Genomic DNA, 25,190 nt, shown 5'->3' on the forward strand with positions numbered 1-25,190 from the left:
CGTTCACGCTGAGCGATGCTGGTCGACGTGGTCGAAACAGTGGTCGCCGCACCGCCGAGGCACAAATTCGACCGACGAAAGCCCCACGAGCCAACACTCAGCGATGCCACAGATGGTTCCTGGTTCGGACGGACGCCTGGGCCGCCGCGCCGTCGAGGGACGTGGTGCCGGTGACCAGCAGTTGGCCGGTCTCCCCCGGTAGCAACACCGGCAGCAGCCCCGCATCGCCACCCAGGGCGTCGACCAGAAGCGTCACGCTGCTGACCAGCACCTCGGCATGCACGTCGACCACCACAGCGTCCCCAGCCCGGCGCAGCTCGCCGATCCTCACCTGCGGCTTGGGCCACCGGACGCCGTCCGCCCGGCACAGCGGCAGCCAGGCCCGGCCGGCGGGCCGTTCGGCAACCGGCGAATCCAGCCAGGAGGCGTCCTGGGCTATCAGCACTTCGTCGCGGCGTGAGTGGGGCGTGGCCAAGGCGACGTCGAGCCGTCGCGTAACGACCGCCGAGGGCGGTACACAAAGCAGCAGCCGGTCACCGGCCAGCATTCCGTCAGCGACGTGTTGCCGAGTGATGTCGATCTCGGCAAACCACTCGTGACCCGTGGCATTGATCACCACCAGGTGCGGCTCGCCGTCACGCTGCTGCAGGCTGACCAGCCGCGGGCTGAATGCGCGCTTCACGGCGTGGTAGCCCGGTTTGAGCCGCCCGGCGTGGTCGATGATCGACCATGAGACGGCCGGCCAACAGTCGTTGAACTGCCACACCACGGCGCCGGCGGTGCGCGGCCAGTGTGACCGGAAGTGTTCGATAGCGGTGGTCAGAGCGTCTGCCTGATTGAGTTGCGCCGCCCAGGACCAGTCGTCGAAGGAGGCCTCGAGGGTGCGGGGGGACGGCAGGTTGCCCTCCATCCGGGCACGGATTCGCTCCATGCCTTCCGGCTGCTTCTGCCGCCCCGCCACACACGGCAGCCGCAGCCCTTCGCGACCCCGGGTGGCGGCCAGCAGCGTGGAGGTCATGGCGGGCGCCTGATGGCCGAACTCGGCGACAAAACGGGGCAAGTGCTCGCGATAGCTGGCGTGGTCACGAACGTTCCACTGGTCCCACAGGTGCACCGTGCCCGAGCTGTCGGTGTTCGCACCGGCGCCGGCCAGCGTCGAGAACGGGCTGGACGGCAGATAGGGCGTTCCCGGGTGCTCCACGGCGACGACGTCAGGGAGCAGCCGGCGGTAGTAGTGCTCACCCCAGCCCTGATCGCCGACTCGGGCCGGCCAGTCCCAGTCCGCCCAGCCTTGCAGGGCCTCGTTGGAGCCGTTCCACAGCACCACTGCGGGGTGACTGCGTAGTCGGCGCACCTGGAAACGTGCCTCCTGCTCGACCTCGGCCACCATCTCCGGCGTCTCGGGGTAGGCGGCGCAGGCGAACGCGAAGTCTTGCCACACCAGCACCCCAAGTTCGTCACAGGCCTGGTAGAACCGGTCGTCTTCGTAGACGCCTCCGCCCCAGACCCGCAGTAGGTTGAGGTGTGCAGCGCGCGCCTGCTCGACGCGTTCCCGGTGCGATCCGGCACGGGCTATCAGCGCGTCGTTCGGAATCCAGTTCGCGCCGCGAGCGAACAGCGCCCGCCCATTGACCACGAGCCGGAACGCCTCGCCGTGCTCATCGGGTGAGAGGTCGAGTTCCACGTGCCGAAACCCCACCCGGTGCCGCGCGACCTGATCGGTGCCGACCAGCCGTACCTCGACGTGGTAGCGATCCTGGCTGCCCTCCCCCGCCGGCCACCACAGCCGGGGGCTGGCCATCGTGACCCGAACCTGCCCGGCGCCGTTGATCCCGCCGGCGACCGTCCTCCCGTCTACGACGACCTCGACCGTGCCGCACGCCCCGGCGAGGTCGACGTCGACCACCACGGCACCCTCGGATCGGTCGCCGCTGAGTTCGGTGTGTACCGAGGTCGAAAGCCGCGCCCCCGTCCACCGTTCCCACCGAGCCGAGCGCCACAAGCCGGCAGACACCATCGTGGGGCCCCAATCCCAGCCGACGCTGCTGGCCATGATTCGCACACGGTTGTAGGGGTAGGCCCAGTCGTAGGGCAGCGTGCCGTCGTCGGCGTCGATCATCGCCAGCGCCGCCGATGCGAAGTCCAGGGTGAGCAGGTGCCGCCCGGAAGACACCGGGCCAGGGTCGATCCGGTGCTCCCGATGCATGGACGCCAGCGAGGCGACCGGGCGGTCGTCGATCAGCACCCGGGCACACGTCTGAACGCCTTCCAGCACCAACTCGTCGCGCGCGTCAGTGCCGAGGTCGGGCAGGTCGATCCAGGCCTGATAGCGCCAATCCGACTCGCCGATCCAGCGCACCTCTTCTTCGGCGCCGTCCAGGAAAGGTTCGGGGATCAGCCCGGCCGCCAACAGGTCAGTGTGCACACACCCCGGCACACGCGCGGGCACCCCGGCCGTCGCCCGCGCCACAACGTCGGCGTCCGGCGCCAGCGTGGCTGGTGCCGCACGAAGCGACAACAGGCGCACCGTCCAGTCCAGTGCCCCGAGGTCGAGCTTGACGCCCCCGTGCGGGCTCACTCGGGGTACTCGGTCGGTGCCAGGTAGCCGTCCGGCACCGCGGGCGGTGCCAACACCCCGGTGCGGTGAACCGTCACCGAGGCCAGAGCCGGCCCCGAGTCCCCGATTCGCCGTCCGGACAGTTCGATCTCGAACTCGGCCGACGACACCTGCTCACCGAGCATCTGAAGCCGTTTGGCACCCACCGTCAGGCCCTGCGCCACAACGCGTCCAGCCAGAACGATCCGGTGGCCGGTGATCAGCTGACCACCGGTGAGGTCCTCCACCAACTCGACATGATCGAAGCTGATCGGCTCTCCGTCAGCCGTGCGGGCTCGCCAACGACCCTCACCTACAGCAGTGAGCGACAAGGCAGTGGGCCGGCCGAACCGGCGCTCGACCTCGGCCCCGAACTCCCGGGCCCGAGCGGCGTCGGCGGGGTCGATCCGGCCCCGATCGTCTGGGGGGACATTGAGCAGCAGGCCGGCTCCTAGGCCGACCGAACCGTAGTAGACCGCCATCAGGTGCTCCAGCGTCTTCGGCTCGTCGGCGGGCGCCCAGAACCAGCCGCGCCGCAGCGACACATCGCATTCGGGTGGCAGGTAGAGCGCGTCGGCGTAATCGATGGTCTCTACCGTGTAGTTGCTCATCTGGCCGTGGTCGACGACGTATTCGACCGGATCAGCCGCCAACCCGTTCTCGTTGCCCACCCAGCGGATGGTCGGATTGCCCATGTTGAACACCATTGCTCCGGGTTGATGACCGTGAATCTCCGCCATCACCTCGTCCCAGCGGTAGCGGTAGCCTTCGGAGCCCGCCCCGTCGAACCAGAACTCGACGATCGGCCCGTAGCCGGTGCACAACTCGTTCACCTGACGGCGGTAGACCTCGGCGTAGCGATCCGGATGTTGATAGGCGCGATGGTTGCGGTCCCAGGGCGACAGGTAGATACCCAGCCCGATTCCGGCTCGGGCGCAGGCCTGCGCCACGTCACCGACGACGTCGCCGCGGCCCTGCCGCCACGGCGAGGAAGCCACCGAGTAGTCGGTGGTGCTGGTGGGCCACAGGCAGAACCCGTCGTGATGTTTGGCGGTGAGGACGAGGTAGCGGGCGCCCAATGCGCCAGCCACCTCGACCCACTCGTCCGCGTCCAGCTCCGAAGGATCGAACGACGACGCCGGCAGCGTGCCGTCGCTCCATTCGACGCCGTGGAAGGTGTTCAGCCCGAAGTGGACGAACATGCCGACCCCGAGCCCCTGCCACGCCAATTGCTCAGGGGTTGGGATCGGGTGAACGGAGACTCCGGTCACTTAACGGCACCTGCCTCGACACCCTTGAAGAAGTAGCGCTGCAGCACAATGAACAGCGCCAGCACCGGCACGATCGCAATGATCGAACCCGCCATCACCACGCGTGGGTCGAAACCGAACGACGATGATGCCAGCCGGGACAGGCCCAGCGACAAGGTGTAGAGATCCTCAGACCGCAACACGATGAAGGGCCACAAGAAGTCGTCCCAGGCGGCGATGAACGAGTTGATGATGACGACCACCAGGGTTCCCCGGGCGGCCGGCAGATAGATCGTCCAGAACCGTCGGAACTCGCCTGCGCCGTCGAGCATGGCGGCCTCTTCGATCGCGTCCGGCACGGCGGCGAAGGCCGCCCGCATCAGCAACACGTTGACCGCTCCGATGGCGCCCGGCAGCCAGACGCCGATGAAGCTGTTCGACAGCCCCATGCTCTGAATCTGCATGTAGAGCGACACCATGATCGACTCGAACGGGAACATCATCGACACGATCAACAAGGCGTAGTACGACTTGCGTCCGCGCCACTCCTTGCGCGACAGCATGAATCCGGCCAGCGTCGGAAAAACGACCTGCGACGCCACCGTGAGCAGACACATGATCAGGCTGTTGCGAATGTAGAGGGCCATCGGGACCTGGTCGAAAACAGTCGAATAGGCGCGGAAGGTCGGCTGTTGCGGGAGCAGGGTCGCTTCGCTGCCGAACAGAGGCTCCTCGGGCCCCTTGATCGACGAGGTGAACTGCCACACCAGCGGACCGACGGTGATGAACAGCATGATGAGCAGCAGCAGGTACCTGATGGCGAGTCCGCGGACGCGCCGCGGCGAGATTCTCTTCTTCACTATTCTTCCTCCCCGCCGAGCTTCTGCGAAGCGATGGCCAGGCCGATCGTCAGCACGAACAAGGCCACCGAGACCGCCGCACCGTAGCCAGCGTTGCCGGCAATCGGGTCGAGCGCCGTGTCGCGAATGTAGAACGGCAACGTGCGTGCCTCACCGCCAGGGCCACCAGTGGGGCCACCGAGGATGAACACCTCGGTGAACACCCGCAACGAGCCGATGCCTGACATGATCGCGATCAGCAGCATGGTCAGTCGGACGCTGGGTACCGTGATGTGGAAGAACCTCCGCACCGGGCCGGCACCGTCGATCTCGGCCGCTTCGTACAGTTCCGGCGGAATCTGCGCCAGCGCGGCCAGGTAGAAGATCATGTACCAGCCCAGGCCCTTCCAGACCGTGAGCAGGATTGCCGATAGCAGAATCAGCGCCGGCTCGGACAAAAACGGAATGGGCTCGGTGAGACCGAACGTCTTCAGGAACGTGTTGATCGGGCCTCGATCGCTGAACAGGTTCTGCCAGACCAACGCGACAGCGACCACGGATGCGATCACCGGGGTGTAGAAGGCCGTGCGAAAGAACCCGATGCCCGCAATGTGGCGGTACACCAACTGGGCCAGCATCAGCGGAAGCAGAACCAGCAGCGGGACCGCAACGACGGCGTAGAGCACCGAGTTCCGGGTGGCCAGCCAGAAGTTCTCGTCGGTCAGCAGATCCACGTAGTTCTGAAACCCGACCCAATCGCCGCCGCCGCCCAACGGGCGGGCGTCGGTGAACGACAGCACGACCGTGTTGATGAACGGGAAGAGGCCGAACACCAGCGTCAGAATGACCGATGGCGCGACCCAGAGCAGCGGCATCCACCACGGCCGATACAGCGCCGCGCCGGTGCCCGGCCGGCCACGGCGCCGCAGGCCGGATCGGGGGCCGTGCCCCCGATCCGACCCTGGCCGCCGACCCGCCGAGGAGGAACCCTGGACTGTGGTTGCGGACACGGTTGACTACCTGTTTTGGCGCTTCAGCACGGCGTTGGCAGCCTTCTGAGCCGCCTCGAGCGCGTCGGTTGGCGATTTGCTTCCAGAGACAGCCTTTTGGAGCTCCGCCACCACAGCCTGCTGAACGGCGTCCGACCAGTTGAACAGGAAGGTGTTCTCAGCGGTTTGCGCCAACTCCACCGAGAGCTTCGTCGCCTGGCCCAGCGGGGTGCTGGTGTCAATCTTGGTGAATTTGTCGATCTTGAACGAGTCCGGAGTGGACGGGAAGATCGCCACTCGCTCATCGGCGACGAACTTGGACTGCCAATCGGTCTGCAGCATGAACTGCGCGAAGGCCATCGCCGTGACCGGGTTCTTCGAGGTCGAGGCGACCGAGATGAACTGCCCCTCCTGGAACGCCTTGCCGCGCGCATCGAGAAGCGGAGCCACGCCGGAGGTCTTGTACACCTTCTCGTTGGTGTCCTTCACGTACCGCAAGAAGCTGAGCACGTTGGAACCCCAGGCGACGGTGCCCGCCGAGTACAGCTTGGTGACGTCGGCATCGCTCGACAAGGTGTCCTTGGGCATCGCGCCGGCCTTGTAGAGCTCGGCGAGTCGGGTGAGCCAGGTGACGACCTTCTGGTCCTGGGCGAAGGTGAACTCGGTCTGATCGGCGTTCATGATCTGGGCGTCCATCACCTGCCAGTCGGACGGTACGCGGCTGGCAGGATTGGCCGGGAAGGCGTAGAAGTCGCCATTGGCGTTCTTGGCGATCTGAGCGGCCTGGTCGAACTGCTCCATCACCGTGGTCGGCGGCTTCGCCGGATCAAGGCCGGCCTTGCTGAGCAGATCCTTGTTGTAGATCTGAATGCCGGTGAGACCCCAATACCACGGCAGCATGAAGTGGTCATCGGAGCCGTGGAATTTGATCGAGTTCCAGATCGACGGAATGAATTCGCTGCCGTAATCAGGCGCCTTCTTGGAGAAGTTCAGCAGAAAGTTCTCTCGGAACAGGGCGTAGGCCGTCTGCTGATTGAGGTTCACCACGTCGGGCAGTTGGCAGGTCTGGGCGTCAGTGACCAGTCGCTGGGTGAAGGAGGCGTCACCGGGGTCGTCTTGCCACTTGACCGTGGTACCGGGGTATTTGGCCTCGAATTCCTTGATCAGCTCGGTGAAGTAGGGCTCGAAGGACTGCTTGAGAGCCGTGGTCTGGAAGGTGATCTCTCCCGAAGGAGTGCCGGTGAGCGGTTTGTCATTGCTCACCTCGTCGCTCAGTGTGCAGTTGCCGGCCTTGGCCTGGCTGCTGGTCGTGGTGCCACCGCTGCCGCCGACCCCGCATGCGGCGAGCGAAACCATGAGCGCGACGCCGAGGGTGGACGCGGCCAGCCGCCGCGCGCCTGGGAATATGAACTTCATTGGGTGTCCTTTTGATGTCTTGATCCTGGACGCTCTCTGCACCCGGGGATCTACGCTGCCCTGGCCGTCAGGCCACGACCGAACCTGTCGAGTCATCCTCCTTTTCCGCCTTTTTCGGGTTCAATGACCCGCCGAAAACTGTGGTCCTTGCTGCGTCGACCGCGAGGATGAGAGCCCCCGTGGCCACCGATTGTGGGCCGATCTCGGCGAGGCTGACCCGGGCACGCATGCCGGTGCGCTCTCTCAGCACGCGGCGGACGGCCACCGCCAGCTGCGCCCCACCGGCACGAGCAGTGATCCCTGCCAGCAGAATTCGCTCGGCATCGGTGACCGCGCACACCACGGCGGCGAGGTGGGCCACCCGGTTGATCAGATGCTGCCGAGCCTGAGCCACCGCCGTGCCGGGAGCCGACTCATCGGCGACCAACCCGGCCACAGAGCGGCCGACCGAGGCAGCCAGTCGTTCCAGCCCCGCAGAGCCGACCAGAGTGTGGATGCCGGGAATGGCCACCCCGGGCGCGACCTCGAAGCCGGGGATGAGCCCCAGTTCACCGGCGTAACCATGGGCGCCCCGGATCAACCGGTCTTCGATCACGCTGGCGACCGCGATCGCCTCGTCGAGCACCAGCAAGGTAAAGCTGGCCGCGCCGCGGCCCGCACCCAGGCGAGCCTCGGCGATCGCCGCCAGATTCATGTCGTTCTCGAGTTCGACGGTGCGGCCGAGCGCCGCACTGAGTTGGTCGCGGAAGCCGGGCGCAAGCTCGGGCCTTTCGGCCACGAAGTCGAGGTCGTGGTCCGGGGTGACCACGCCAGGCACACCCACCACCACCTTGGCCAGATCCTGTGACCTAATACCGGCACGCCTGGCCGCCAGCCGCACCACCGAGGTGAAGCGTTCGCCGTCCGAACCTGGTTCTGCCTTCTCAGCGGTCGCCAGCGGCGCTCCGGACAGATCGCTGACCATGGCCCGGGCGACGTTGCCCCGCAACTCCACTCCGGCGCAATAGGCACGTTCGGTGGCAACCCGGAAGTGCACCGGGTCTGCTCCCCTCCGCCCGGAGGGTATTTCACCGATCTCGCGCAACAGGCCGGACTCGCACAGGCGCCCGACGAGTTCTCGCATGGCCGGCTTCGACATGCCGACCGCCACCGCAAGATCGGGTCGCGACGCCGACCCACGGGCAAGCAGACACCCGATGACGGCCCGCTCCTTCGCGGAAAGCCCACCGTTCTGCATGCCCGAACCCACTCTCGCTGAGGGTTTGACGACGCCTAATGAGAAGGGAGGCTACCGTATGAAAACGACCATGTCATTACCTCGTGCCCGGTGATTTTCGGCCTGCTCTGCCCTAGGCTGACACGCGATCCATCGCCCCATTCCGACCGGCTAGAGAGATGCGATGCACGACAACCTCGACCTCATGCTGTATCGCGCCCGGCGCGTCCTTGCCGAACGACTCCGTCCGGCCGTCCACTCGCCCGGCCAGCGGCTCGAGGTGGCCAGCTTCCGGGTGAACGGCGAACCGATCCCGGTGGCACAGGCCCTCGCCGCGGATTACCGGCCCAGCACCGTCGGCGAGCAATGGGGACGCGCCTGGGACACCACCTGGTTCCGCGTCACCGGTGAGGTGCCGGCGGCCTTCGCCGGTCGACAGGTCGAGGTGCTGTTCGACCTTGGTTTCGACATCAACAAGACGGGGTTCCAGGCCGAAGGCCTGGTGTACACCGCCGATGGGCAGCCAGTGCGCTCACTGCACCCCCGCGCACAGTGGATCCCAGTCGCCAAGAAGGCCGCGGGCTGCGAGCCGATCACGTTTTACGTCGAGGCCGCCGCCAACCCGGAGGTGGAGATGTTCCACCCCACCGAGCTGGGCGACTGGAGCACCGCCGGCGAGGAACTGCTCTACCGGCTCGGGCGCTGTGACGTGGCGGCGTTCAACGCCGACGTGTTCGAACTGGTTCACGACGTGGAGGTGCTGATCGACCTGGCCGGGCAACTGCCCAGCGATTCGGAGCGCCGGGCGCGCATTCTCTACACCGTCGACCGGGCCCTCGACCTGGTCGATCTTCAGGACGTCGCCGGCACGGCCGTCCAGGCCCGGGAGCGGCTGGCCGACGTGCTGGCCAGCCCGGCGTCCGCCTCCGCGCACCGGGTCTCAGCGGTCGGCCACGCCCACATCGACTCCGCCTGGCTGTGGCCGCTGCGCGAGACGGTGCGCAAGGTGGCCCGGACCACGACGTCCATGGTGCGGCTGATCGAGGACCACGACGAGTTCGTCTACGCCATGTCGAGCGCCCAGCAGTACGCCTGGCTGAAGCAGCATCGCCCTGAAGTGTTCGCGATCGTCCGGCAAGCAGTGGCCGAAGGCCGATTCGTCCCGGTCGGCGGCATGTGGGTCGAATGCGACGCCGTGCTGCCCGGTGGCGAGGCGATGATCCGACAGTTCAGCTATGGCCAGCGCTTCTTCCGCGAGGAGTTCGGCCTGGAGTGCAAGGGCGCCTGGCTGCCCGACTCCTTCGGGTACTCCGCCGCGCTGCCGCAGTTGCTGCGCGGCGCCGGCTACGAGTGGTTCTTGACCCAGAAGATCTCCTGGAACGAACGCAACCGGTTCCCGCATCACACCTTCATGTGGGAGGGCATCGACGGAAGCCGGATCTTCACCCACTTTCCCCCGATGGATACCTACAACTCCGAACTGAACGCCGAGGAGCTGGCCCGGGCCGCCCGGCAATACCGGGAGAAGGCGGTCGGCTCGACTTCGCTGGCCCCCACCGGCTACGGCGACGGCGGCGGAGGCACAACGCGCGAAATGGTCGCGCGGGCGAAGCGGCTGGCGAACCTCGAAGGCAGCCCACGGGTGGCCTGGGAGCACCCTGATGTCTTCTTCGCGCAGGCCCGGGCCGAACTGCCCGAGCCCGCAGTCTGGCGCGGCGAGCTATACCTGGAACGGCACCGCGGCACCTACACCTCGCAGCATGCGATGAAGCAGGGCAACCGGCGCAGCGAGGCGCTGCTGGCCGAGGCCGAGCTGTGGTCGGCCGTAGCAGCCGTCCGGGCTGGTCACCCCTACCCATACGACGCGCTCGATCAGATCTGGCGCGACGTGCTGCTGCACCAGTTTCACGACATCCTGCCCGGCTCGTCGATCGCCTGGGTGCATCGACAGGCCCGTGAGAAGTACGCCGAGCTAGCGGCTCGGCTGGAGGGGATCATCGCCGACGCTCTCGCCGCGCTGGGGGTGAGCCTGGGCGAGGGCCCGCTGGCGATCAACGGATCCCCGGTGGCCCAAGCCGGGGTTCCGGCCGGCAGCGCCGCACCGGCGGTGCGGGCACCGCGACAGGTGAGCACCGATCCTGACGGTTTCGTGCTGGCCAGCGAGTTCGTCCGGATCATCGTTGACGCCGACGGCCTGGTCACCAGCGCGGTCGACCTCGCCAGTGGACGTGACGCCATTCCGTCCGGCACACGGGGCAACCTGCTGCAACTGCACCAGGACTTTCCGCACGTCTGGGACGCCTGGGACGTCGACGCCAACTACCGGCGGCAGTGCACCGGTCTGACTTCGCTGACCAGCATCGGGCTGGACGGCGACACCGTCGTGATCACCCGAACCTTCGGCGCCTCCAGCGTCGAACAGCGACTCTCGCTCGACGACGACGGCCGCGTGCTGCTGATCGACAACGTGATCGAGTGGCACGAACAAGAGAAGTTCCTCAAGCTCACCTTCCCAGTGGACGTCTTCGCCGACACCGCGATCGCCGAGACCCAGTTCGGCCACCAGTCGCGCACCACCCACGACAACACCTCGTGGGAGGACGCCCGTTTCGAGACCCATGCACAACGCTGGTTCCTGGTGCAGGAGCCTGGCTTCGGGGTCGCCTTCGTCAACGATTCCAGCTACGGCTTCGACGTCACCCGGGTGGAACGCGACGGCCGGATCACCCAGGACGCCCGGTTCTCACTGCTGCGCGCCCCCCGCTACCCAGACCCCCGCACCGACATCGGGACCCAGCGGATGCGCCTCGGAGTTCTGGTGGGCGCCGATCCCGGCACCGCCACCCAGGCTGGCTACCAGGTCAACCTGCCGGCCCGCGCGGGCAGCGGCGCGAGCCTGCCCGCCCTGGTCGAGGTCGCCACGCCCGGCGTGCTGGTCAGTGCGGTGAAGCTCGCCGACGATCGCTCGGGCGACCTGGTCGTCCGGGTGTACGAGGCGCAGGGACGGCGGACGACAACCGAACTGGCCGTCGGCGTCGTGGCCCGGCAGGTGCATCGTGCTGATCTGCTGGAGCGGCCCGGTGAGGCAGTGGAGGCGTCTTGGCGTTCGGACGGCTTCTCGGTCTGGTTAGAACTGCGGCCTTTCGAAGTGGCGACACTGCGGATCTCACGCTGAAAGGACGTTGCCGACGATGGGAGCTACCAGCCGACAACGCGAGTCGACGACCGGTCTTAGCGGAAGTGGCGCAGACCTCGATCCGAGGCTGCGGCGCGCGGTCAATGCGACCCTGATGCCCGGTTTCAGCGGGCCGAGGCTGCCGGCCTGGCTGGCCGAGGAATTAGCCGATGGGCTCGGCGGGGTCTGCCTGTTCGGCAGCAACATCGATAACCCCGCGCAGCTTCGCGAGCTCACCGACGCCATTCATGCCGCCAACCCGAATGCCGTGGTGGCGACCGACGAGGAGGGCGGTGACGTAACCCGGTTGCATCACCGGGAAGGTTCTCCCTACCCTTCGATGGCCTATCTCGGGCGCCTTGATGACGAGACGCTCACCGAGACTGTCGCTGCCGCGATCGGAGCCGAACTGCGGGCCGTTGGAATCGACCTCAACGTGGCCCCGGACGCCGACGTGAACTCGAACCCACGCAACCCGGTGATCGGCGTCCGCAGCTTCGGTGCCGATGCCACCGTGGTCTCTCGGCATGTCGCCGCCTACACCCGCGGCCTGCAGTCCGCCGGCGTCGGCGCCAGCGCCAAGCACTTCCCCGGTCACGGCGACACCGCCACCGATTCTCACGTCGCGTTGCCCACACTGATCGCCGATGCGGCGACACTCGACGTGCGCGAATTGCCGCCCTTCGAGGCCGCCGTGCGGGCCGGCACCCTGGCCGTAATGACCTCGCACTTGATGGTTCCGGCCATCGACAGCCAGTGGCCGACCACGTTCAGTCCGGCGGTGCTGGGTGAACTCCGGAGTCGCTGCGGCTTCACCGGCGCGATCGTCAGCGATGCCCTCGACATGGCCGGGGCGAGTGCCGGACGAGGCGTGCCGGCCGCGGCGGTGCTGGCGCTGGCGGCTGGGGTCGACCTGCTCTGCCTCGGCAACGACCTGACCCACGAGCAGGTCCGACGGGTCCGGGATGAGATCCTCGACGCGCTGGACGACGGCCGCCTGGCAACCGACCGGGTGTTCGAGGCTGCCGCACGGGTCGGCGCACTGGCTGAGGGAGTGCGCTGGCTTCGGGCGTCCGGCACCGCCGGCGCCCCCACCCCGCCGGCGTTGACCCCGGACGGGTTCTGGCGCCGTGGACCGGTGCCGCCGATGACGGCACCCCTGCTGTTGCGTCTCGGTTCGCCGGCCAGCATGGCCGCCGGCCAAACCCCGTGGGGCATCGCAGAACATCTGACGGCGCACGTGGCTGATGCTCTCCCGGGTGCGACCTGCCTGACCGTCGACGATATCGACGCCTTGCCGGCGATACTGGGCGAGCATCGAGATCGCCCCTTGGTCGTGCAGGGACGCGACCTGAATCGGGTCGAGTTTCTGCGCGCGGCCTCGGCGATAGTGCTGGAGCGCCGTCCCGACGCCCTCATGGTGGAGCTGGGCTGGCCTGACCACGACGGGCCGGCCCGGATCGATGTCGTTACCTATGGCAGTGGCCGAGCCGCCGCACTTGCCCTGATTCAGTTGCTGGCCGATGGGTCAGGCTGAGCGCTCGGCCCGACAGCGGACGCTTTGTGGCCCGGCTGCCAGAATGGACGCACCACAGCGCGAAAGGCAGCCATGACCGAGGGCAACCCGCAGTACCCCCACCAGCAGGATCCCCAGCAACAGCACGGACCCGTCCAAGGGGGTTGGAACCCACAGCAGGGCTATGGGCAGCAGGGCTACGGGCCGACGGGCTACGGGCAGCAGCAGTCGGCCTACCCAAGCCCTCAGCAGGCCTACGTGCAGAATCAGGCTCAGCCCTATGGTCAGCCCGCACCCCCGCGCTCGCCCCTGCTGGGCATGATCGCGCTGGGCGTTGTGGTGGTCGGCACCGTGGTGTTCGCCTGGCTGATGTGGCATATGGGTCAACTGATGGCCCCGTACCTCGTTGGCTACGGGGGCTCGCTCAGTGAGGACGAGCTCGCCGAGTTGATGCAGCAGCAGCTCGGTGAGACCGGCATGGCCGCCCTTGTGCTCGCGGTTCTCGGCGGCATCGCAGGTTGGATCACGGGCATCGTCGCCACCGCTACCAGGTGTGGCCGCGCCTACGGCGTGTGGGCGATCATCGTGGGCGTGCTGGCGCCGGTCATCGCGGTCTTCGCGATGATCTTGGCGACGATGCCCTGAGCGACCCGGTACGACGTGCTGCCTCGCTCACCACTGGCGGGCCGTCGCACAACCTCAGGCCTGGTTGACCGAAGCTAGAGAACTACCCGCTGGTTGAGCTCGTCGAAACCCCTACCCACAGCACCCCGCCAGAGGTCTCGACAAGCTCGACCAGCGAAAAGGCAACGGTTCCCTAACCTCCGGAGGCGTCCGATTCGGCCTCGGCGATGTCTTGGTCACCCAAGCAGTCCGAATCGAGCCAGCCGTACGGCAGCACCACCCGTCCGCGGGGCACCCCCTGCCTGCCTCGGGGTGAGCCGAGTTCGGCGGCAGGGAACGGCTCGCTGCCGTCCAGCGTGCCGAGCAGACCGGCCAACTGGGCCAGAGAATCGACCAGCGCCAGGCCGCGGCGCACCTCACCACCGACCGGAAACCCCTTGAAGTACCAGGCCATGTGCTTGCGCAGGTCGCGCAGGCCGTGCGCCTCGCCCTCAAGGTCGGCGAGCAGTTCGGCGTGCCGGTAGACCATGGCCGCCACCTCACCGAGGGTAGGCAGCGGCGGTGCGGCCTCACCCGCGAACGCGGCCGCCAGGTCGCGAAACAGCCAGGGGCGGCCCAGGCAGCCGCGTCCGATCACCACACCCGCACAGCCGGTCTGCCCCATCATCGCCAAGGCGTCGGACGCCTCCCAGATGTCACCGTTGCCGAGCACCGGAATCTCCGTGGCGGCCACCAGCTCAGCGATGCGGCTCCAGTCAGCATGGCCGCCGTAGGCCTGCTTCACGGTGCGGGCGTGCAACGCGATGGCGGCACAGCCGGTGTCGGCGGCGATGCGTCCGGCGTCGAGAAAGGTCTCATGGTCGTCGTCGATGCCGATGCGGGTCTTCATGGTGACCGGCACGCCGTAGGGTTCGGCGGCGGCGACGGTCGCGGTCAAAATGGCCGCCAGCCGATCACGCTTCCACGGCAGTGCTCCCCCGCCGCCGCGGCGGGTGACCTTGGGCACCGGGCAGCCGAAGTTCAAGTCGACGTGGGCCACCCCGAACTCGTCGCACAGAATCGTCGTCGCCTTGGCCATCACACCGGGATCAACGCCGTACAACTGCACCGACCGGACGGTCTCGCCCGGGTCGAACCGCAACATCGCGAAGGTCTTGGGAATGCGTTCGACGACGGCCCGGCTGGTGATCATCTCGCACACGTATAGCCCTGCGCCCTGCTCACGGCACAGTTGCCGGTAGGCCGCATTCGTGATGCCCGCCATCGGGGCCAGCACCACCGGGGGGTCAACCGGAATCGAGCCCAGCCGCAACGGCGGCACCTGCACCTTCAGCACCCGGCAAGCCTAACCGGCCCACCGCGAACGAACCTACGGGCGTGCAGCGCGGCCACCCAGTATTGGGACGGTCTCAGGACGCGCTGATCAGCGCCAGCGCTGTTGGTTGAGCGTGTCGAAATCCTCAGCAGAGCGCCATGTCCGAGGTCTCGACAGGCTCGACCAGCGACGGGGAGGACTCGACGAGTTCGACCGACAGCGCACCAGATCGGGACGTCAGGGGTCACCCAGGCCCGGTTCGGTGACGAAGTACTGGGGGTGGCTGCTTGGGCAGGAAGCGGTCCTCCGCGAGCAGCGAGGCCAGGATCGGGAACCCGTTGAATGCGGTGTTCCCGGCCAGCACCAAGATCGCGGTGGTGAAGCCCTGCACCGCGAAGAAGCCGGGGCTGTTGTTGCCGAACACCGCCGACGACAACTGCGCCAGCACGGTGCGCTGCTGGTAGCCGTCCGGCAGGCCGGTGAGCTGGGCCAGGCTGTCGGCGATGTGAATGCCCGCGATGGTGCCGAGCACCGAGATTCCGGCCATCATCGCCATGCTCAGCGCCCCCATCAGCAGCAGCGTGGTCGCAGCATTGTGCGCCTTGGGCGGGCGGAATGTGGGCACGCCGTTGCTGACCGCCTCGACGCCTGTCAGCGAGGTGCAGCCCGAGGCGAAGGCGCGCAATAGCAGCAGGATCAGCGCTGCGCCAGCCGGTTCCGTGCCGGTGAAGCCGTAGCTCGCCGACTCGGCGACCGGCGTGCGGCCCTGCAGGGTGTTGGCGAAGCCGACCCCGAGCATCACGAAGACGCTGACCAGAAACCCGTAGGTCGGAAGCGCGAACAGTGTGCCCGATTCGCGCACCCCGCGCAGGTTCAGCACCGTCAGCAGCACGATGCAGCCGATGCACAACTCGACGCTGTACGGTTCGAGGTCGGGAAAGGCCGAGACGAAGTTCTCCACCCCCGATGCGACCGACACCGCCACGGTCAGCACGTAGTCCACCAGTAGCGCCGCAGCCGCCACCAGGGACGCGTTGCGGCCCAGATTGGCCAGGCTGACCGCGTACGCGCCGCCGCCGTCGGGGTAGGCGTGACAGGTCTGCCGGTAGCTCAGCGTGACCAGCCCCAGCAGGGCCACCACCACCAGCGCGATCCACGGTGTGAGCAGCACCATGGACGCCCCGCCGAGTGCCAGCACCAGCAGGATCTCTTGGGTCGCGTAGGCGTTGAACGAGATGGGATCGGAGCAGTAGACGGGCAGCGCCAGCCGCTTGGGCAGGAGCGTCTCACGCAGTTGATTGGAGCGCATCGGGTGCCCGACCAGCAGACGCTTGGGCAAGCGGATCATCGTGGTCACTCACCCATGCAACTGCTTCGCACGCCACCCGAGCTCGATCTTGACGCAGCTTTGACGCCAGCGGCCAGAATCCTGACGCGGCCCTAACGTCCCCGAACGCGTGCGCGGGTCGAGCCCTTGACTCGGCGATGTCGCACGTGGCAGACGCAGGCGGGCAGCGTCGGCGGCCTGCGCCGCTCGACAGCCACTGGCAGCGTCTCTGCCGACGGTCCGGTGCACGGACGGTGCCCGCGAACCGGGTGCACGGCGTTGAAGGAAGCGCTGACTTCTTAGGCCGGCAGGTGTTCCGACAGCCGGTAGCGCACGAAGGCTGGCAGGGTGACAGCGGCAATGACGACGCCGACGATCACCAGCACCCCGCCACCAGCGGTGGTGGCGGCGGTTCCGAGGCCTTCGGCCGCCCAGCCGTGCACCACGTCGGCGATGCGTGGGCCGCCGGCGACCACCACGATGAACACGCCCTGCAGTCGTCCGCGCACATTGTCGTCGGCGGCGGTGAGCAGCATCGACTGCCGAAAGGCGGCCGAGGCCATGTCAGCTGCTCCGCCGAAGGCCAGGGCTGCAATGGCGAGCGCCAGCATGGCAATCGGGGCCGACGGCGCGAGCCACACTGCAACGCCCACGACCGTGATCGACGCACCCCAGCCGATCACCGACCAGACCACCGCCAGGCCCTGACGGTCGACACGTGCCACCCAGCCAGACAGCACCCCGCCGAGCACCGCCCCGGCCGGCATCGCCGCAAACAGCAGGGCGAAGACCAGTCCACCCTCGACCGGTCCGCCGAAGCTCTCGTGCGCGATCTGCGGGAACAGCGCTCGCGGCATCCCGAAGACCATCGCAATGCCGTCCACCAGGAACGAGGTGAGCAGGATCGGATGCCCCAGCAGGTAGCGGAGCCCGCTCAGCACTGATCGCAGGCCGGGCGTCCCCGTGCGTTCGCCAACGGGCAGCTTCGGCAGCTTGAGCACCGCCCACAACGTGGCCAGCAGGCAGATGGTGTCGATCAGGTACAGCAGCGGGAACCCGAACACCGGAATCAGCGCGCCGCCGACAAGCGGTCCCGCGATCGCACCGGCGCTCATCACCGTCATGTTCAGCGAATTGGCGGCCGGTAGCTGGTCGAGCGGGATCAGCGCGGGCAGCACCGCCGTCCGGGTCGGTTGATTGATCGCGAAGCAGGCCTGCTGGACGGCGTACACCACCAGCAGCAGCCAGACATTGCCCACGTTCGCCTCGGCGAGCAGCCAGAACATGGCACTGGTCAGGATCAGTCCGAACGTGGTGACGATCAGCAGGCTGCGCCGGTCGAAATGGTCGGCCAACGCGCCGCCCCAGAGCCCGAAGACGATCAGCGGGACCAGGCCGAACAGCCCGGTCAGGCCGACCATGGCGGAGCTGCCAGTGAGGCTGTAGATCTGGGCCGGCACCGCCACCACCGTGAGCTGCGCCCCGATCACCGTGACGATATTGGCCACCCAGAGCCGGCGGAAGTCCGGCGCTTGCAGCGGTCGGACGTCCGCCAGGAATGCCCGCATTCGTTCACGCACCCCGGTAGCCAATCACCGCCGTTCTGACTGGTCGGTGCGGTCTCGACCCGCGACCCACCACCGCGATCCGTGGGCCCTGACCCACGACCGTGGGCGCCGAGGTTCGCCGGGATCGGTGCCCGGATCGAACAGGCGTCACCCGGCACCCTCGGTCTACCCGATCTCGGACCGTTCGACCGCATCCTGGTGTCGGCCGATGCCGGTGCCATTCCCGTCGAACTGGAGCAGCAACTCAGCGTCGGCGCACGGATGGTGCTGCCGGCCGCCGGGCTGATGAGGACGGTCCTCCGCGACAAGGCCGGCTGGCACCGCGAGCCCGATCACGAGCACCGATTCAGCTTCGTGCCCCTGGTGTGAGGAAGGGTCTCGACAAGCTGTGACCAACGGGAGCACCGCTGGTTGAGCCTGTCGAAACCCCTTGCCAGCACCAGGTCCCAGGTCCTACGGTCTCGACAAGTTCGACCAACGGGGCGTCGAACGACAACCGTCGGTCAGCTGAGGCTGATGTCGCCCGTGCCGGTGCGGGCGGTGATCTCGATGTGCTCGTGGCCCTCGACCGGCTCGCCACGGCCACCGATGTGGCTGGTGACGTCCCCGAGCGGGCTGCTCAGGTCCTGCCAGACGGGCACGGCGGGCGGAACCGTCACGATGATGTCGCCGGCGCCCGTCCGGGCCTGCCAGCGTCCACCCGCGACATGCGCACGGACGTCGCCCGCGCCGGTGCTCACCTCGGTCGACCCGAGGCAGGAGTCGAGCCGGACGTCGCCGCCACCGGTGGTGACGGCGACATCGCCCTCGGTTCGGCCCACGTGAATGTCGCCGCCACCGGTGGCGGGGACATTCGCGCCAGCCGAGCCACCCAGGGCAATCTCGACACCGGCGGCGGCGACATCAGCATCGATTCCCTGGGCGAGGGCCGGGTCCACAGCGGCGGTGGCGATGTGCACGTCGGGGCGATCGCGTCCGGTGCGATCAAGACCGAGGCTGCGCGCCATGAGCTTCGTCGTGCACTTCGTGACGCCCGAGACCGCCGCGCTGCCGGACCCGCTCCGGGCGGATCAGGACGCGTCCCACCCGCCGGCCGAGTTGACGGCGGACGAGATCGCTGCGTGGGATGAGTTGCATCCCCGTCTGGTGGAACTGCTACCACCCGGTGCGCATGATGTCGCCCGGAACCACTTCTCCCGGCAACTGGTGCACGATCAGTCCGGGCTCTTGGTGACCTGGACGCACGACGAGCCCGAGGCGTCCCTGCCGTTCTGGTCCGTGAACGCCTCCCCCGAGACCTTCGGAGTGCTCGTCCGCGTCACCGAGGCCATCGAATCGGCGACCGGCCTGATCGGCGTGGACGAGATCAGCCACGCCCGCTTCCTCGACCACCACGACGACGTCATGGCGTCGTTCGAGGCCATCGCCGACGGCTTCGAGGAGGCCATGGACAGCCAGACGGTCCTCGGCTGGCTGCGCAGTCTCTTCCACAAGCAGCGCTGAGAGAGCCGGGCTACTGGCGGCCCAGGGAACGCTGATGTACGCAACCACCGCTGGTCGAGCTGAGCGAAACCCCTTGCCAGCACCAGAGAGCCGGGCTACTGGCGGCCCAGGGGAACGGTGACGTGCGCAACCACCGCTGGTCGAGCTGATCGAAACCCCTTGCCAGCGCCAGATCAGATCTCCCAAGGTCTCGACAATCTCGACCAACGAAAGCCAGCGCTTCCATGGCGAGCCGATGGCACTCTGCAGAGCGGCAGCCGTCCGATACGGCGCCGTGAGGCAATGAGCGCGTCCGGCGATGCACCAGTTCAGGCGATGCACCAGTTCAGGCGATGCACCAGTCACGCAATGCACCAGTCACGCAATGCACCAGTCACGCAATGCACCAGTCACGCAATGCACCAGTCACGCAATGCACCAGTTCAGGCGATGCACCAGTCACGCAATGCACCAGTCACGCAATGCACCAGTTCAGGCGATGCGCCAGTCACGCAATGCGCAAACCGGACATGAGGAGAGCCGGGTCTTGGACGCTCTCTGCGCCACGACCCGGCTCAATCCTTGTCTTCACCAACCGACAGGTTCCCCCGCCGTTCCTCGCGTTCCCCCGAATCGCGATCCCGGCCCTGTCTCCTGGTGCCTGTGCCCCCCGGCACAAGAAGAACTTTGCCGGACGTCCCTCAACGCAACGTCGGCGGAACCTCAAGAACAGCACAAGATCCGGTAGTGACTTCCCAGGACGGCGCCGGACGACAAGTCACCGGCCGATAGAGGTCTCGACAAGCTCGACCAGCAAACCGCCGGTTGAGCGTGTCGATACCACCACTGCCGCGTCTGGAAGGTCCAACCACCTGGACCACCGCCGGTTGAGCGTGTCGAAACCACCACTGCCGCGTCTGGACCACCCAACCACCCCGGACCACCGCCGGTTGACCTTGTCGAAACCACCAGAGCCGGTCTCGACAAGGCTCGACCGGGTTGCTCAGCAGCCGATCAGGCGTTGCGCCAGGTACCCCTGCACCTGGTCGAGCGCCACCCGCTCCTGGGTCATGGTGTCGCGCTCGCGGACGGTGACCGCCTGGTCGTCCAGGGTGTCGAAGTCGACGGTGACACAGAACGGGGTGCCGATCTCGTCCTGGCGGCGGTAGCGGCGTCCGATCGCCTGGGCATCATCGAACTCGATGTTCCAGTACCGTCGCAGCGACGCAGCCAGGTCGCGGGCGGCCGGCGACAGCCGCTCGTTGCGGGACAGCGGCAGCACCGCCACCTTGACCGGGGACAGCCGCGGATCGAGCTTCAGCACCACCCGGGTGTCGACGCCGCCCTTGGTGTTCGGCGCCTGATCCTCGGTGTAGGACTCGGCCAGGAACGCCATCAGTGACCGGGTCAAACCCGCCGCCGGCTCGATCACGTAGGGCGTGTACCGCTCGCCCTGCGCCTGGTCGAAGTAGGACAGGTCGGTGCCGGAGTGCTCCGAATGGGTACTGAGGTCGAAATCGGTCCGGTTCGCGATGCCCTCCAGCTCACCCCAGCCGTCCCCGCCGGCGAAGCCGAAGTTGTACTCGATATCGACGGTCCGCTTCGAATAGTGCGACAGCTTCTCCTGCGGGTGTTCGAAAAGCCGCAGATTGTCCCGGCTGATGCCGAGATCGACGTACCAGTCGGTGCGCGCGTCGATCCAGTGCTGATGCCATTCCTCATCGGTGCCGGGCTTGACGAAGAACTCCATCTCCATCTGCTCGAACTCACGGGTGCGGAAGATGAAGTTGCCCGGGGTGATCTCGTTGCGGAAGCTCTTACCGACCTGGCCGATGCCGAACGGCACCTTCACCCGGGCCGAGTTCTCGACGTTCTTGAAGTTGATGAAGATGCCCTGCGCAGTCTCGGGACGCAAGTAGTGCAGCCCGGACTCGTCCTCGATCACGCCGAGATAGGTCTTCAGCATCATGTTGAAGTCACGCGGCTCAGTGAACCGGCCCAGCGTGCCGCACTCGGGGCAGTTGATCTCGTCCAGTCCGGACGGCGCCCGCCCCTTCTTGTGCTCGAAGTTCTCTTCCAACTGGTCGGCCCGGAACCGCTTGTGGCAGCTCAGGCATTCGGTCAGCGGATCGGAGAACACCCCGACGTGTCCGGACGCCACCCACACCTGCCGCGGCAGGATGATCGAGGAGTCGATGCCGACCACGTCGTCGCGGCCCTGCACCACGGCCTTCCACCACTGCCGCTTGATGTTCTCCTTGAGCTCGACGCCGTAGGGTCCATAGTCCCAGGCCGCCCGGGTACCGCCGTAGATCTCGCCGCACGGGTACACGAACCCCCGCCGCTTGCACAGGCTGATGACGTTGTCGAGGCGACTTGCCACGAGAAACTCCTTGTGAGTCGATGCATGCCCGGCTGACACGCAAGTGACCACGTTACCGGGTTCGCGGCAGGTTCTCGCCCACCGCATCGGCGTCGTCGTAGCCGCCCGGCTCGTCGATCGCCTCGCTGAGCAGAGGCACCAAGGTCACCTTGGCCAGGTAGCCGTTGAACGAGCGCCGGTAGGCCCCGACGTTGGCCCACCGGCTGACCAGGCACCACAGGTCGGGCTCGTCGAGGTTGCGCAGCAGCTCGACGCTCAGGTTGCCTTCGCAGGACGCCATGAAGGCTGCCGCCTCGCCCGCGCGGACCAGAAACGAACCCTCGTCGGTGACCCGGAACCGATTGATCGCCAGCACGGGTTCAGGTTAGAGGTTCCGCCGGTAGAGCTGTCGGGTTGGGCGTCGTTCCAGTGCGTGCATGAGTGCCGCCGACGAGGGAGGCGTGGCCGAGCCACCACGACCGAGGAGAAGGTGCTCCGGTGCGTGCTGGGGCGGCGGCCAGCCGACTTCGCCTACCGGCGGAACCTCTTGGATGTGCAGCGCTGCGGACGGATCTCGACGAATGTTGACCAGTCATCGATCATCCTTGTCGAGGAGAGCGCTGATCTTTCGCAGATCGAGCCTGTCGAGACCCGGAGACAGGGTTTCGACAGGCTCAACCAGCGGTGGTCGAGCCCGTCGAGACCCTCTTCGGCCGACCGCCCTGAGACGGGGTTTCGACAAGCTCAACCGGCGGCGACCACGTTGATCAGGCCTTCCCTCGACAGGCACGGTCAGCGCCAACAGGATCTCGTCAGGCTCGATCGACGATCAGCGACCTCGGTCGACGTGCGCCAGCGAGCGCAGACCGCGCTCCAGGTGCCAGTTGGCGAAGGCGCTGACCAGGCCGGAAGCCGTACGTTGGTCGCGTTCGTCGATGTCAACGGTGGCGGCCCAGTCGCCGGTCAGCAGCGCCGACAGGTAGCCGATCACCGCGGGCGAGGGCAGCGCCGAGGCTGGTGGACGGCAGGGCCGGCACACCATGCCGCCGGCCTGGGGATTAAATGCCTCGTGCGGGCCCGCCACGCCGCATTTCGCGCAATCCGACAGGCTCGGCGCCCAACCGGCGACGGCCACCGCCCGCAAAAGGTAGCTGTCCATGATCATGCTGGCCGGACGGCGGCCATGGGTGGTGCCGGCGGTCAGCGCGTTCAGGGCGCCGACCAGCAACAGGAACTGCTGCAACGACGGGTCGCGCTCTTCGGCCACCAACCGGTCGGCGGTCTCGAGAATCACCTGCCCAGCGGTGTAGGCGGAGTAGTCGCCCCCCAACGGCTCGGTGTAGGCGTGCAGGGTGACGGCCTGAGTTACCACGTCGAGGGTGCGTCCGGTGGCGAACTGAGCATCGACGTGACTGAACGGTTCGAGCCTTCCGCCAAACTTCGAGGTGGTGCGCCGAACACCCTTGGCGACAGCCCTGATCTTGCCGTGCTGCCGCGACAACAGGGTGATGATGCGGTCGGCCTCACCCAGCTTGTGGGTGCGTAGCACGACCGCCTCGTCACGATAGGTGGGCACGGCTCATTGTGGCGCAACCAACCCGCTCAGGCGTTGAGCCGCGCCTCGACGACCACCGCGACACTCAGCTCTTCGGGCCGCAGTTCGATGCCGGCCAGCGGCGGCTCGTCCGGCCCTTTGGCGCTGCGCATCATGGCCCCCGGTACCGGTGCTGCGACCTCGAACGCCTGCCGCGCCGACGGTGCTTCGCCGAGCAGCCCCTGATCGGCCAGTTGCACGAAGGTCACCTCGCCCGCGCCCGCGGCGTGGGCCATCGTCGCGGCCCGCTGCCGAGCCTGCTCGACGGCCTTGGTGAGGCACAGGTTCTCGAGTTCGAGCCGGGTGGCATCGGTGATCCGCCACTCCACCCAGCCCAACTCGACGCCCTCGATGCCGCCGACCTGGGCAGCGAGGTCGGCCAGCGCCGCAAAATCGGTGAAGTCGGCCCGCAGACCTGCCGAGGCCCGGTACAACGCCGGTTGCGGGCGTCCCTTCACCATCGGACGCCATGAACTCACGCTGATCGGGCGCACCACGATGTCGACCGCGCCACCCGCGCCCTGTACCACCTTGAACTGTTCGTGCAGCAGGTTGACGGCCTCGGTCGTCCGGCGCAGCACCTCGTTCTTGTCGAACGCCTCGGCCCTCGCGCTGGCGTGCAGCCGTGCGATCTCTGGCTGAACCATCTCTTCGTGTCGGGCCTGAACGCTGATCTCCATCGACTGAGCTCCCTTCCTGCCAGTGAGGATACGAGGTCTCGACAAGAGGTCCAGGGCGGTCGGACGAAGAGGGTCTCGACGAGCTCGACCGGCGGAGGACTCAACAAGCTCGACCGGCGGAGGTCTCGACGAGCTCGACCGGCGGAGGTCTCGACGAGCTCGACCGACGGTGATCAGCGCATCCGCGACGAGTAGTCTCTGCGACGTGCCGAAGCAGCCGCGCCCACCCATTCCGCATAGCAGCGGAGCCCGCCCACCGGTGATCCCCCGCAAAGCGATGCCCGAACATGTCGCGATCGTGATGGACGGCAACGGACGCTGGGCCAAGGCCCGCAACCTGCCCCGCACCGAAGGCCACGCTCGTGGCGAGGACTCGCTGTTCGACGTGATCGAGGGCGCCATCGAGGTGGGTCTGAAGTACCTCTCGGCCTACGCGTTCTCAACCGAGAACTGGCGTCGCTCCCCCGACGAGGTGCGCTGGCTGATGGGGTTCAATCGTGACGTGATCCACCGGCGCCGCGACCAACTCGACGCCATGGGGGTGCGCATTCGGTGGGCCGGACGGCGTCCGAAGCTGTGGCGCTCGGTGATCCGCGAACTCGAACAGGCCGAGCAGCAGAGCCGCGACAACACCACCCTGACCCTGCAGTTCTGCGTGAACTACGGGGGCCGCGCCGAAATCGTCGACGCCGCCCGGGCCATCGCCAAGGCCGCCCAAGCCGGACGGCTCGACCCCGACCACCTCACCGAGAAGACTTTTCGACGTTTTCTCGACGAACCCGATATTCCCGACGTCGACCTGTTCGTGCGTTCATCGGGTGAACAGCGCACGTCGAATTTCCTGCTCTGGCAGTCGGCTTACGCCGAGATGGTGTTCCTCGACCGACTCTGGCCCGACTTCGACCGCCGTGACCTGTGGCGGGCCATCGAGTTGTACGCCGACCGCGACCGCCGCTACGGCGGCGCTGTGCCCAACGAGGTTAGGTCTTAGAGAGATTCCGCCAGCATGCGCTGCCGTCGCGAGCGGCGCATCCGGTGGATGCCTCGCAAGGCGGAGGAGGCAGTCGGGCCGGTGGCCCGTCGACCGACGACAACGCAGCCAGGCGCCGCCGGGGCGTCGCGGAGCAGGCATGGCCAACTGGCGGGAGCTCTTAAGCCATCCACCGACGGGCCCCGCTGCGAGCGGCACCCAGGGTGCGCGGCGATTCGCGCGTTATGAGACCCGCCCAGGCCCGATGTGC

Annotated in this window: 20 protein-coding genes; 6 read left to right on the forward strand and 14 right to left on the reverse strand. The window is 67.4% G+C overall.

The genetic code is table 11. From position 1 onward, the window contains the following. Positions 1 to 97: 97 nt before the first annotated feature. The 6 genes from QM721_RS06820 to QM721_RS06845 all read right to left on the reverse strand — a co-directional run bounded on the left by QM721_RS06820 (position 98) and on the right by QM721_RS06845 (position 8,327). Positions 98 to 2,578 carry a glycoside hydrolase family 2 protein gene (locus tag QM721_RS06820; RefSeq protein ID WP_415120308.1) on the reverse strand — a complete coding sequence of 827 codons (2,481 nt, stop codon included), beginning with the start codon at positions 2,576 to 2,578 and terminating at the stop codon, positions 98 to 100. After that, positions 2,575 to 3,867 (reverse strand): alpha-L-fucosidase, encoded by a 1,293-nt coding sequence (locus QM721_RS06825; protein WP_415120310.1) that lies wholly within the window; start codon positions 3,865 to 3,867, stop codon positions 2,575 to 2,577. Before QM721_RS06825 ends, QM721_RS06820 begins: the two co-directional genes overlap by 4 nt. Continuing rightward, on the reverse strand, positions 3,864 to 4,706 hold the full coding sequence (locus QM721_RS06830; RefSeq protein ID WP_415120312.1) for a carbohydrate ABC transporter permease: 843 nt from the start codon (positions 4,704 to 4,706) through the stop codon (positions 3,864 to 3,866). The genes QM721_RS06825 and QM721_RS06830 overlap by 4 nt, the downstream gene beginning before the upstream one ends. Next, positions 4,706 to 5,695, reverse strand: a complete 990-nt coding sequence (locus tag QM721_RS06835) for a carbohydrate ABC transporter permease (protein WP_415120314.1) — start codon at positions 5,693 to 5,695, stop codon at positions 4,706 to 4,708. The genes QM721_RS06830 and QM721_RS06835 overlap by 1 nt, the downstream gene beginning before the upstream one ends. A 6-nt stretch (positions 5,696 to 5,701) precedes the next feature. Then, a complete protein-coding gene (locus QM721_RS06840) occupies positions 5,702 to 7,090 on the reverse strand; it encodes an extracellular solute-binding protein (protein WP_415120316.1) in 1,389 nt (462 codons plus the stop codon). Positions 7,091 to 7,157: 67 nt separating this feature from the next. Beyond that, the gene (locus QM721_RS06845; protein ID WP_415120318.1) at positions 7,158 to 8,327 is read right to left on the reverse strand and encodes an ROK family protein; all 1,170 of its coding nucleotides are present in this window, start codon (positions 8,325 to 8,327) and stop codon (positions 7,158 to 7,160) included. 163 nt (positions 8,328 to 8,490) lie between these two features. Between QM721_RS06845 and QM721_RS06850 the strand changes: the two genes are divergently transcribed. The 3 genes from QM721_RS06850 (at position 8,491) to QM721_RS06860 (ending at position 13,642) form a co-directional block, all read left to right on the forward strand. Next, positions 8,491 to 11,481: an alpha-mannosidase gene (locus QM721_RS06850; RefSeq protein ID WP_415120320.1), complete on the forward strand. Its 2,991-nt coding sequence runs from the start codon at positions 8,491 to 8,493 to the stop codon at positions 11,479 to 11,481. A gap of 115 nt (positions 11,482 to 11,596) precedes the next feature. Beyond that, on the forward strand, positions 11,597 to 13,018 hold the full coding sequence (locus tag QM721_RS06855) for a glycoside hydrolase family 3 N-terminal domain-containing protein (protein ID WP_415120322.1): 1,422 nt from the start codon (positions 11,597 to 11,599) through the stop codon (positions 13,016 to 13,018). A 72-nt stretch (positions 13,019 to 13,090) separates the two neighbouring features. Beyond that, complete coding sequence (locus tag QM721_RS06860; RefSeq protein WP_415120324.1) at positions 13,091 to 13,642, forward strand: hypothetical protein; 552 nt, start codon at positions 13,091 to 13,093, stop codon at positions 13,640 to 13,642. Positions 13,643 to 13,814: 172 nt separating this feature from the next. On the opposite strand, the gene dusB is transcribed toward QM721_RS06860, so the two are convergent. From dusB to QM721_RS06875, 3 genes are all read right to left on the reverse strand, one after another. Next, the gene (gene dusB / locus QM721_RS06865; protein WP_415120326.1) at positions 13,815 to 14,957 is read right to left on the reverse strand and encodes a tRNA dihydrouridine synthase DusB; all 1,143 of its coding nucleotides are present in this window, start codon (positions 14,955 to 14,957) and stop codon (positions 13,815 to 13,817) included. Between the two features lie 223 nt (positions 14,958 to 15,180). Further along, a complete protein-coding gene (locus QM721_RS06870; RefSeq protein WP_415121026.1) occupies positions 15,181 to 16,284 on the reverse strand; it encodes an APC family permease in 1,104 nt (367 codons plus the stop codon). Positions 16,285 to 16,562: 278 nt separating this feature from the next. Next, positions 16,563 to 17,843, reverse strand: coding sequence for an MFS transporter (locus QM721_RS06875; protein WP_415120328.1), 1,281 nt, complete (start codon positions 17,841 to 17,843; stop codon positions 16,563 to 16,565). 69 nt (positions 17,844 to 17,912) lie between these two features. Here QM721_RS06875 and QM721_RS06880 point away from each other — a divergent pair, with 69 nt between their 5' ends. Next, positions 17,913 to 18,200, forward strand: a complete 288-nt coding sequence (locus tag QM721_RS06880) for a hypothetical protein (protein WP_415120330.1) — start codon at positions 17,913 to 17,915, stop codon at positions 18,198 to 18,200. A gap of 134 nt (positions 18,201 to 18,334) precedes the next feature. On the opposite strand, the gene QM721_RS06885 is transcribed toward QM721_RS06880, so the two are convergent. Beyond that, a complete protein-coding gene (locus QM721_RS06885; protein WP_415120332.1) occupies positions 18,335 to 18,838 on the reverse strand; it encodes a hypothetical protein in 504 nt (167 codons plus the stop codon). On the opposite strand from QM721_RS06885, the gene QM721_RS06890 reads away from it, so the two are divergent. Beyond that, positions 18,837 to 19,334 (forward strand): hypothetical protein, encoded by a 498-nt coding sequence (locus QM721_RS06890; RefSeq protein ID WP_415120334.1) that lies wholly within the window; start codon positions 18,837 to 18,839, stop codon positions 19,332 to 19,334. The two genes, QM721_RS06885 and QM721_RS06890, sit on opposite strands and share 2 nt — an antisense overlap. Before the next feature lie 982 nt (positions 19,335 to 20,316). Here the strand turns inward: QM721_RS06890 and QM721_RS06895 are convergent. From QM721_RS06895 to QM721_RS06910, 4 genes are all read right to left on the reverse strand, one after another. Further along, positions 20,317 to 21,696, reverse strand: coding sequence for a glycine--tRNA ligase (locus QM721_RS06895; protein ID WP_415120336.1), 1,380 nt, complete (start codon positions 21,694 to 21,696; stop codon positions 20,317 to 20,319). A 52-nt stretch (positions 21,697 to 21,748) separates the two neighbouring features. Then, a complete protein-coding gene (locus tag QM721_RS06900; RefSeq protein ID WP_415120338.1) occupies positions 21,749 to 22,051 on the reverse strand; it encodes an antibiotic biosynthesis monooxygenase family protein in 303 nt (100 codons plus the stop codon). Between the two features lie 453 nt (positions 22,052 to 22,504). After that, positions 22,505 to 23,251, reverse strand: a complete 747-nt coding sequence (gene recO, locus QM721_RS06905; RefSeq protein ID WP_415120340.1) for a DNA repair protein RecO — start codon at positions 23,249 to 23,251, stop codon at positions 22,505 to 22,507. Positions 23,252 to 23,277: 26 nt separating this feature from the next. Continuing rightward, positions 23,278 to 23,949 carry an SIMPL domain-containing protein gene (locus tag QM721_RS06910; RefSeq protein ID WP_415120342.1) on the reverse strand — a complete coding sequence of 224 codons (672 nt, stop codon included), beginning with the start codon at positions 23,947 to 23,949 and terminating at the stop codon, positions 23,278 to 23,280. A 205-nt stretch (positions 23,950 to 24,154) separates the two neighbouring features. On the opposite strand from QM721_RS06910, the gene QM721_RS06915 reads away from it, so the two are divergent. Continuing rightward, positions 24,155 to 24,940, forward strand: coding sequence for an isoprenyl transferase (locus QM721_RS06915; RefSeq protein WP_415120345.1), 786 nt, complete (start codon positions 24,155 to 24,157; stop codon positions 24,938 to 24,940). Positions 24,941 to 25,190: the final 250 nt, after the last annotated feature.

The organism is Micropruina sp. (assembly GCF_047602085.1).
Lineage (GTDB): Bacteria > Actinomycetota > Actinomycetes > Propionibacteriales > Propionibacteriaceae > Micropruina.

Coding starts and splice junctions, on each gene's coding strand:
- QM721_RS06840 (WP_415120316.1), bottom strand. CDS start 7,090: ATGAAGTTCATATTCCCAGGCGCGCGGCGGCTGGCCGCGTCCACCCTC.
- QM721_RS06845 (WP_415120318.1), bottom strand. CDS start 8,327: ATGCAGAACGGTGGGCTTTCCGCGAAGGAGCGGGCCGTCATCGGGTGT.
- QM721_RS06850 (WP_415120320.1), top strand. CDS start 8,491: ATGCACGACAACCTCGACCTCATGCTGTATCGCGCCCGGCGCGTCCTT.
- QM721_RS06855 (WP_415120322.1), top strand. CDS start 11,597: ATGCCCGGTTTCAGCGGGCCGAGGCTGCCGGCCTGGCTGGCCGAGGAA.
- QM721_RS06860 (WP_415120324.1), top strand. CDS start 13,091: ATGACCGAGGGCAACCCGCAGTACCCCCACCAGCAGGATCCCCAGCAA.
- QM721_RS06870 (WP_415121026.1), bottom strand. CDS start 16,284: ATGATCCGCTTGCCCAAGCGTCTGCTGGTCGGGCACCCGATGCGCTCC.
- QM721_RS06890 (WP_415120334.1), top strand. CDS start 18,837: ATGAGCTTCGTCGTGCACTTCGTGACGCCCGAGACCGCCGCGCTGCCG.
- QM721_RS06885 (WP_415120332.1), bottom strand. CDS start 18,838: ATGGCGCGCAGCCTCGGTCTTGATCGCACCGGACGCGATCGCCCCGAC.
- QM721_RS06910 (WP_415120342.1), bottom strand. CDS start 23,949: ATGGAGATCAGCGTTCAGGCCCGACACGAAGAGATGGTTCAGCCAGAG.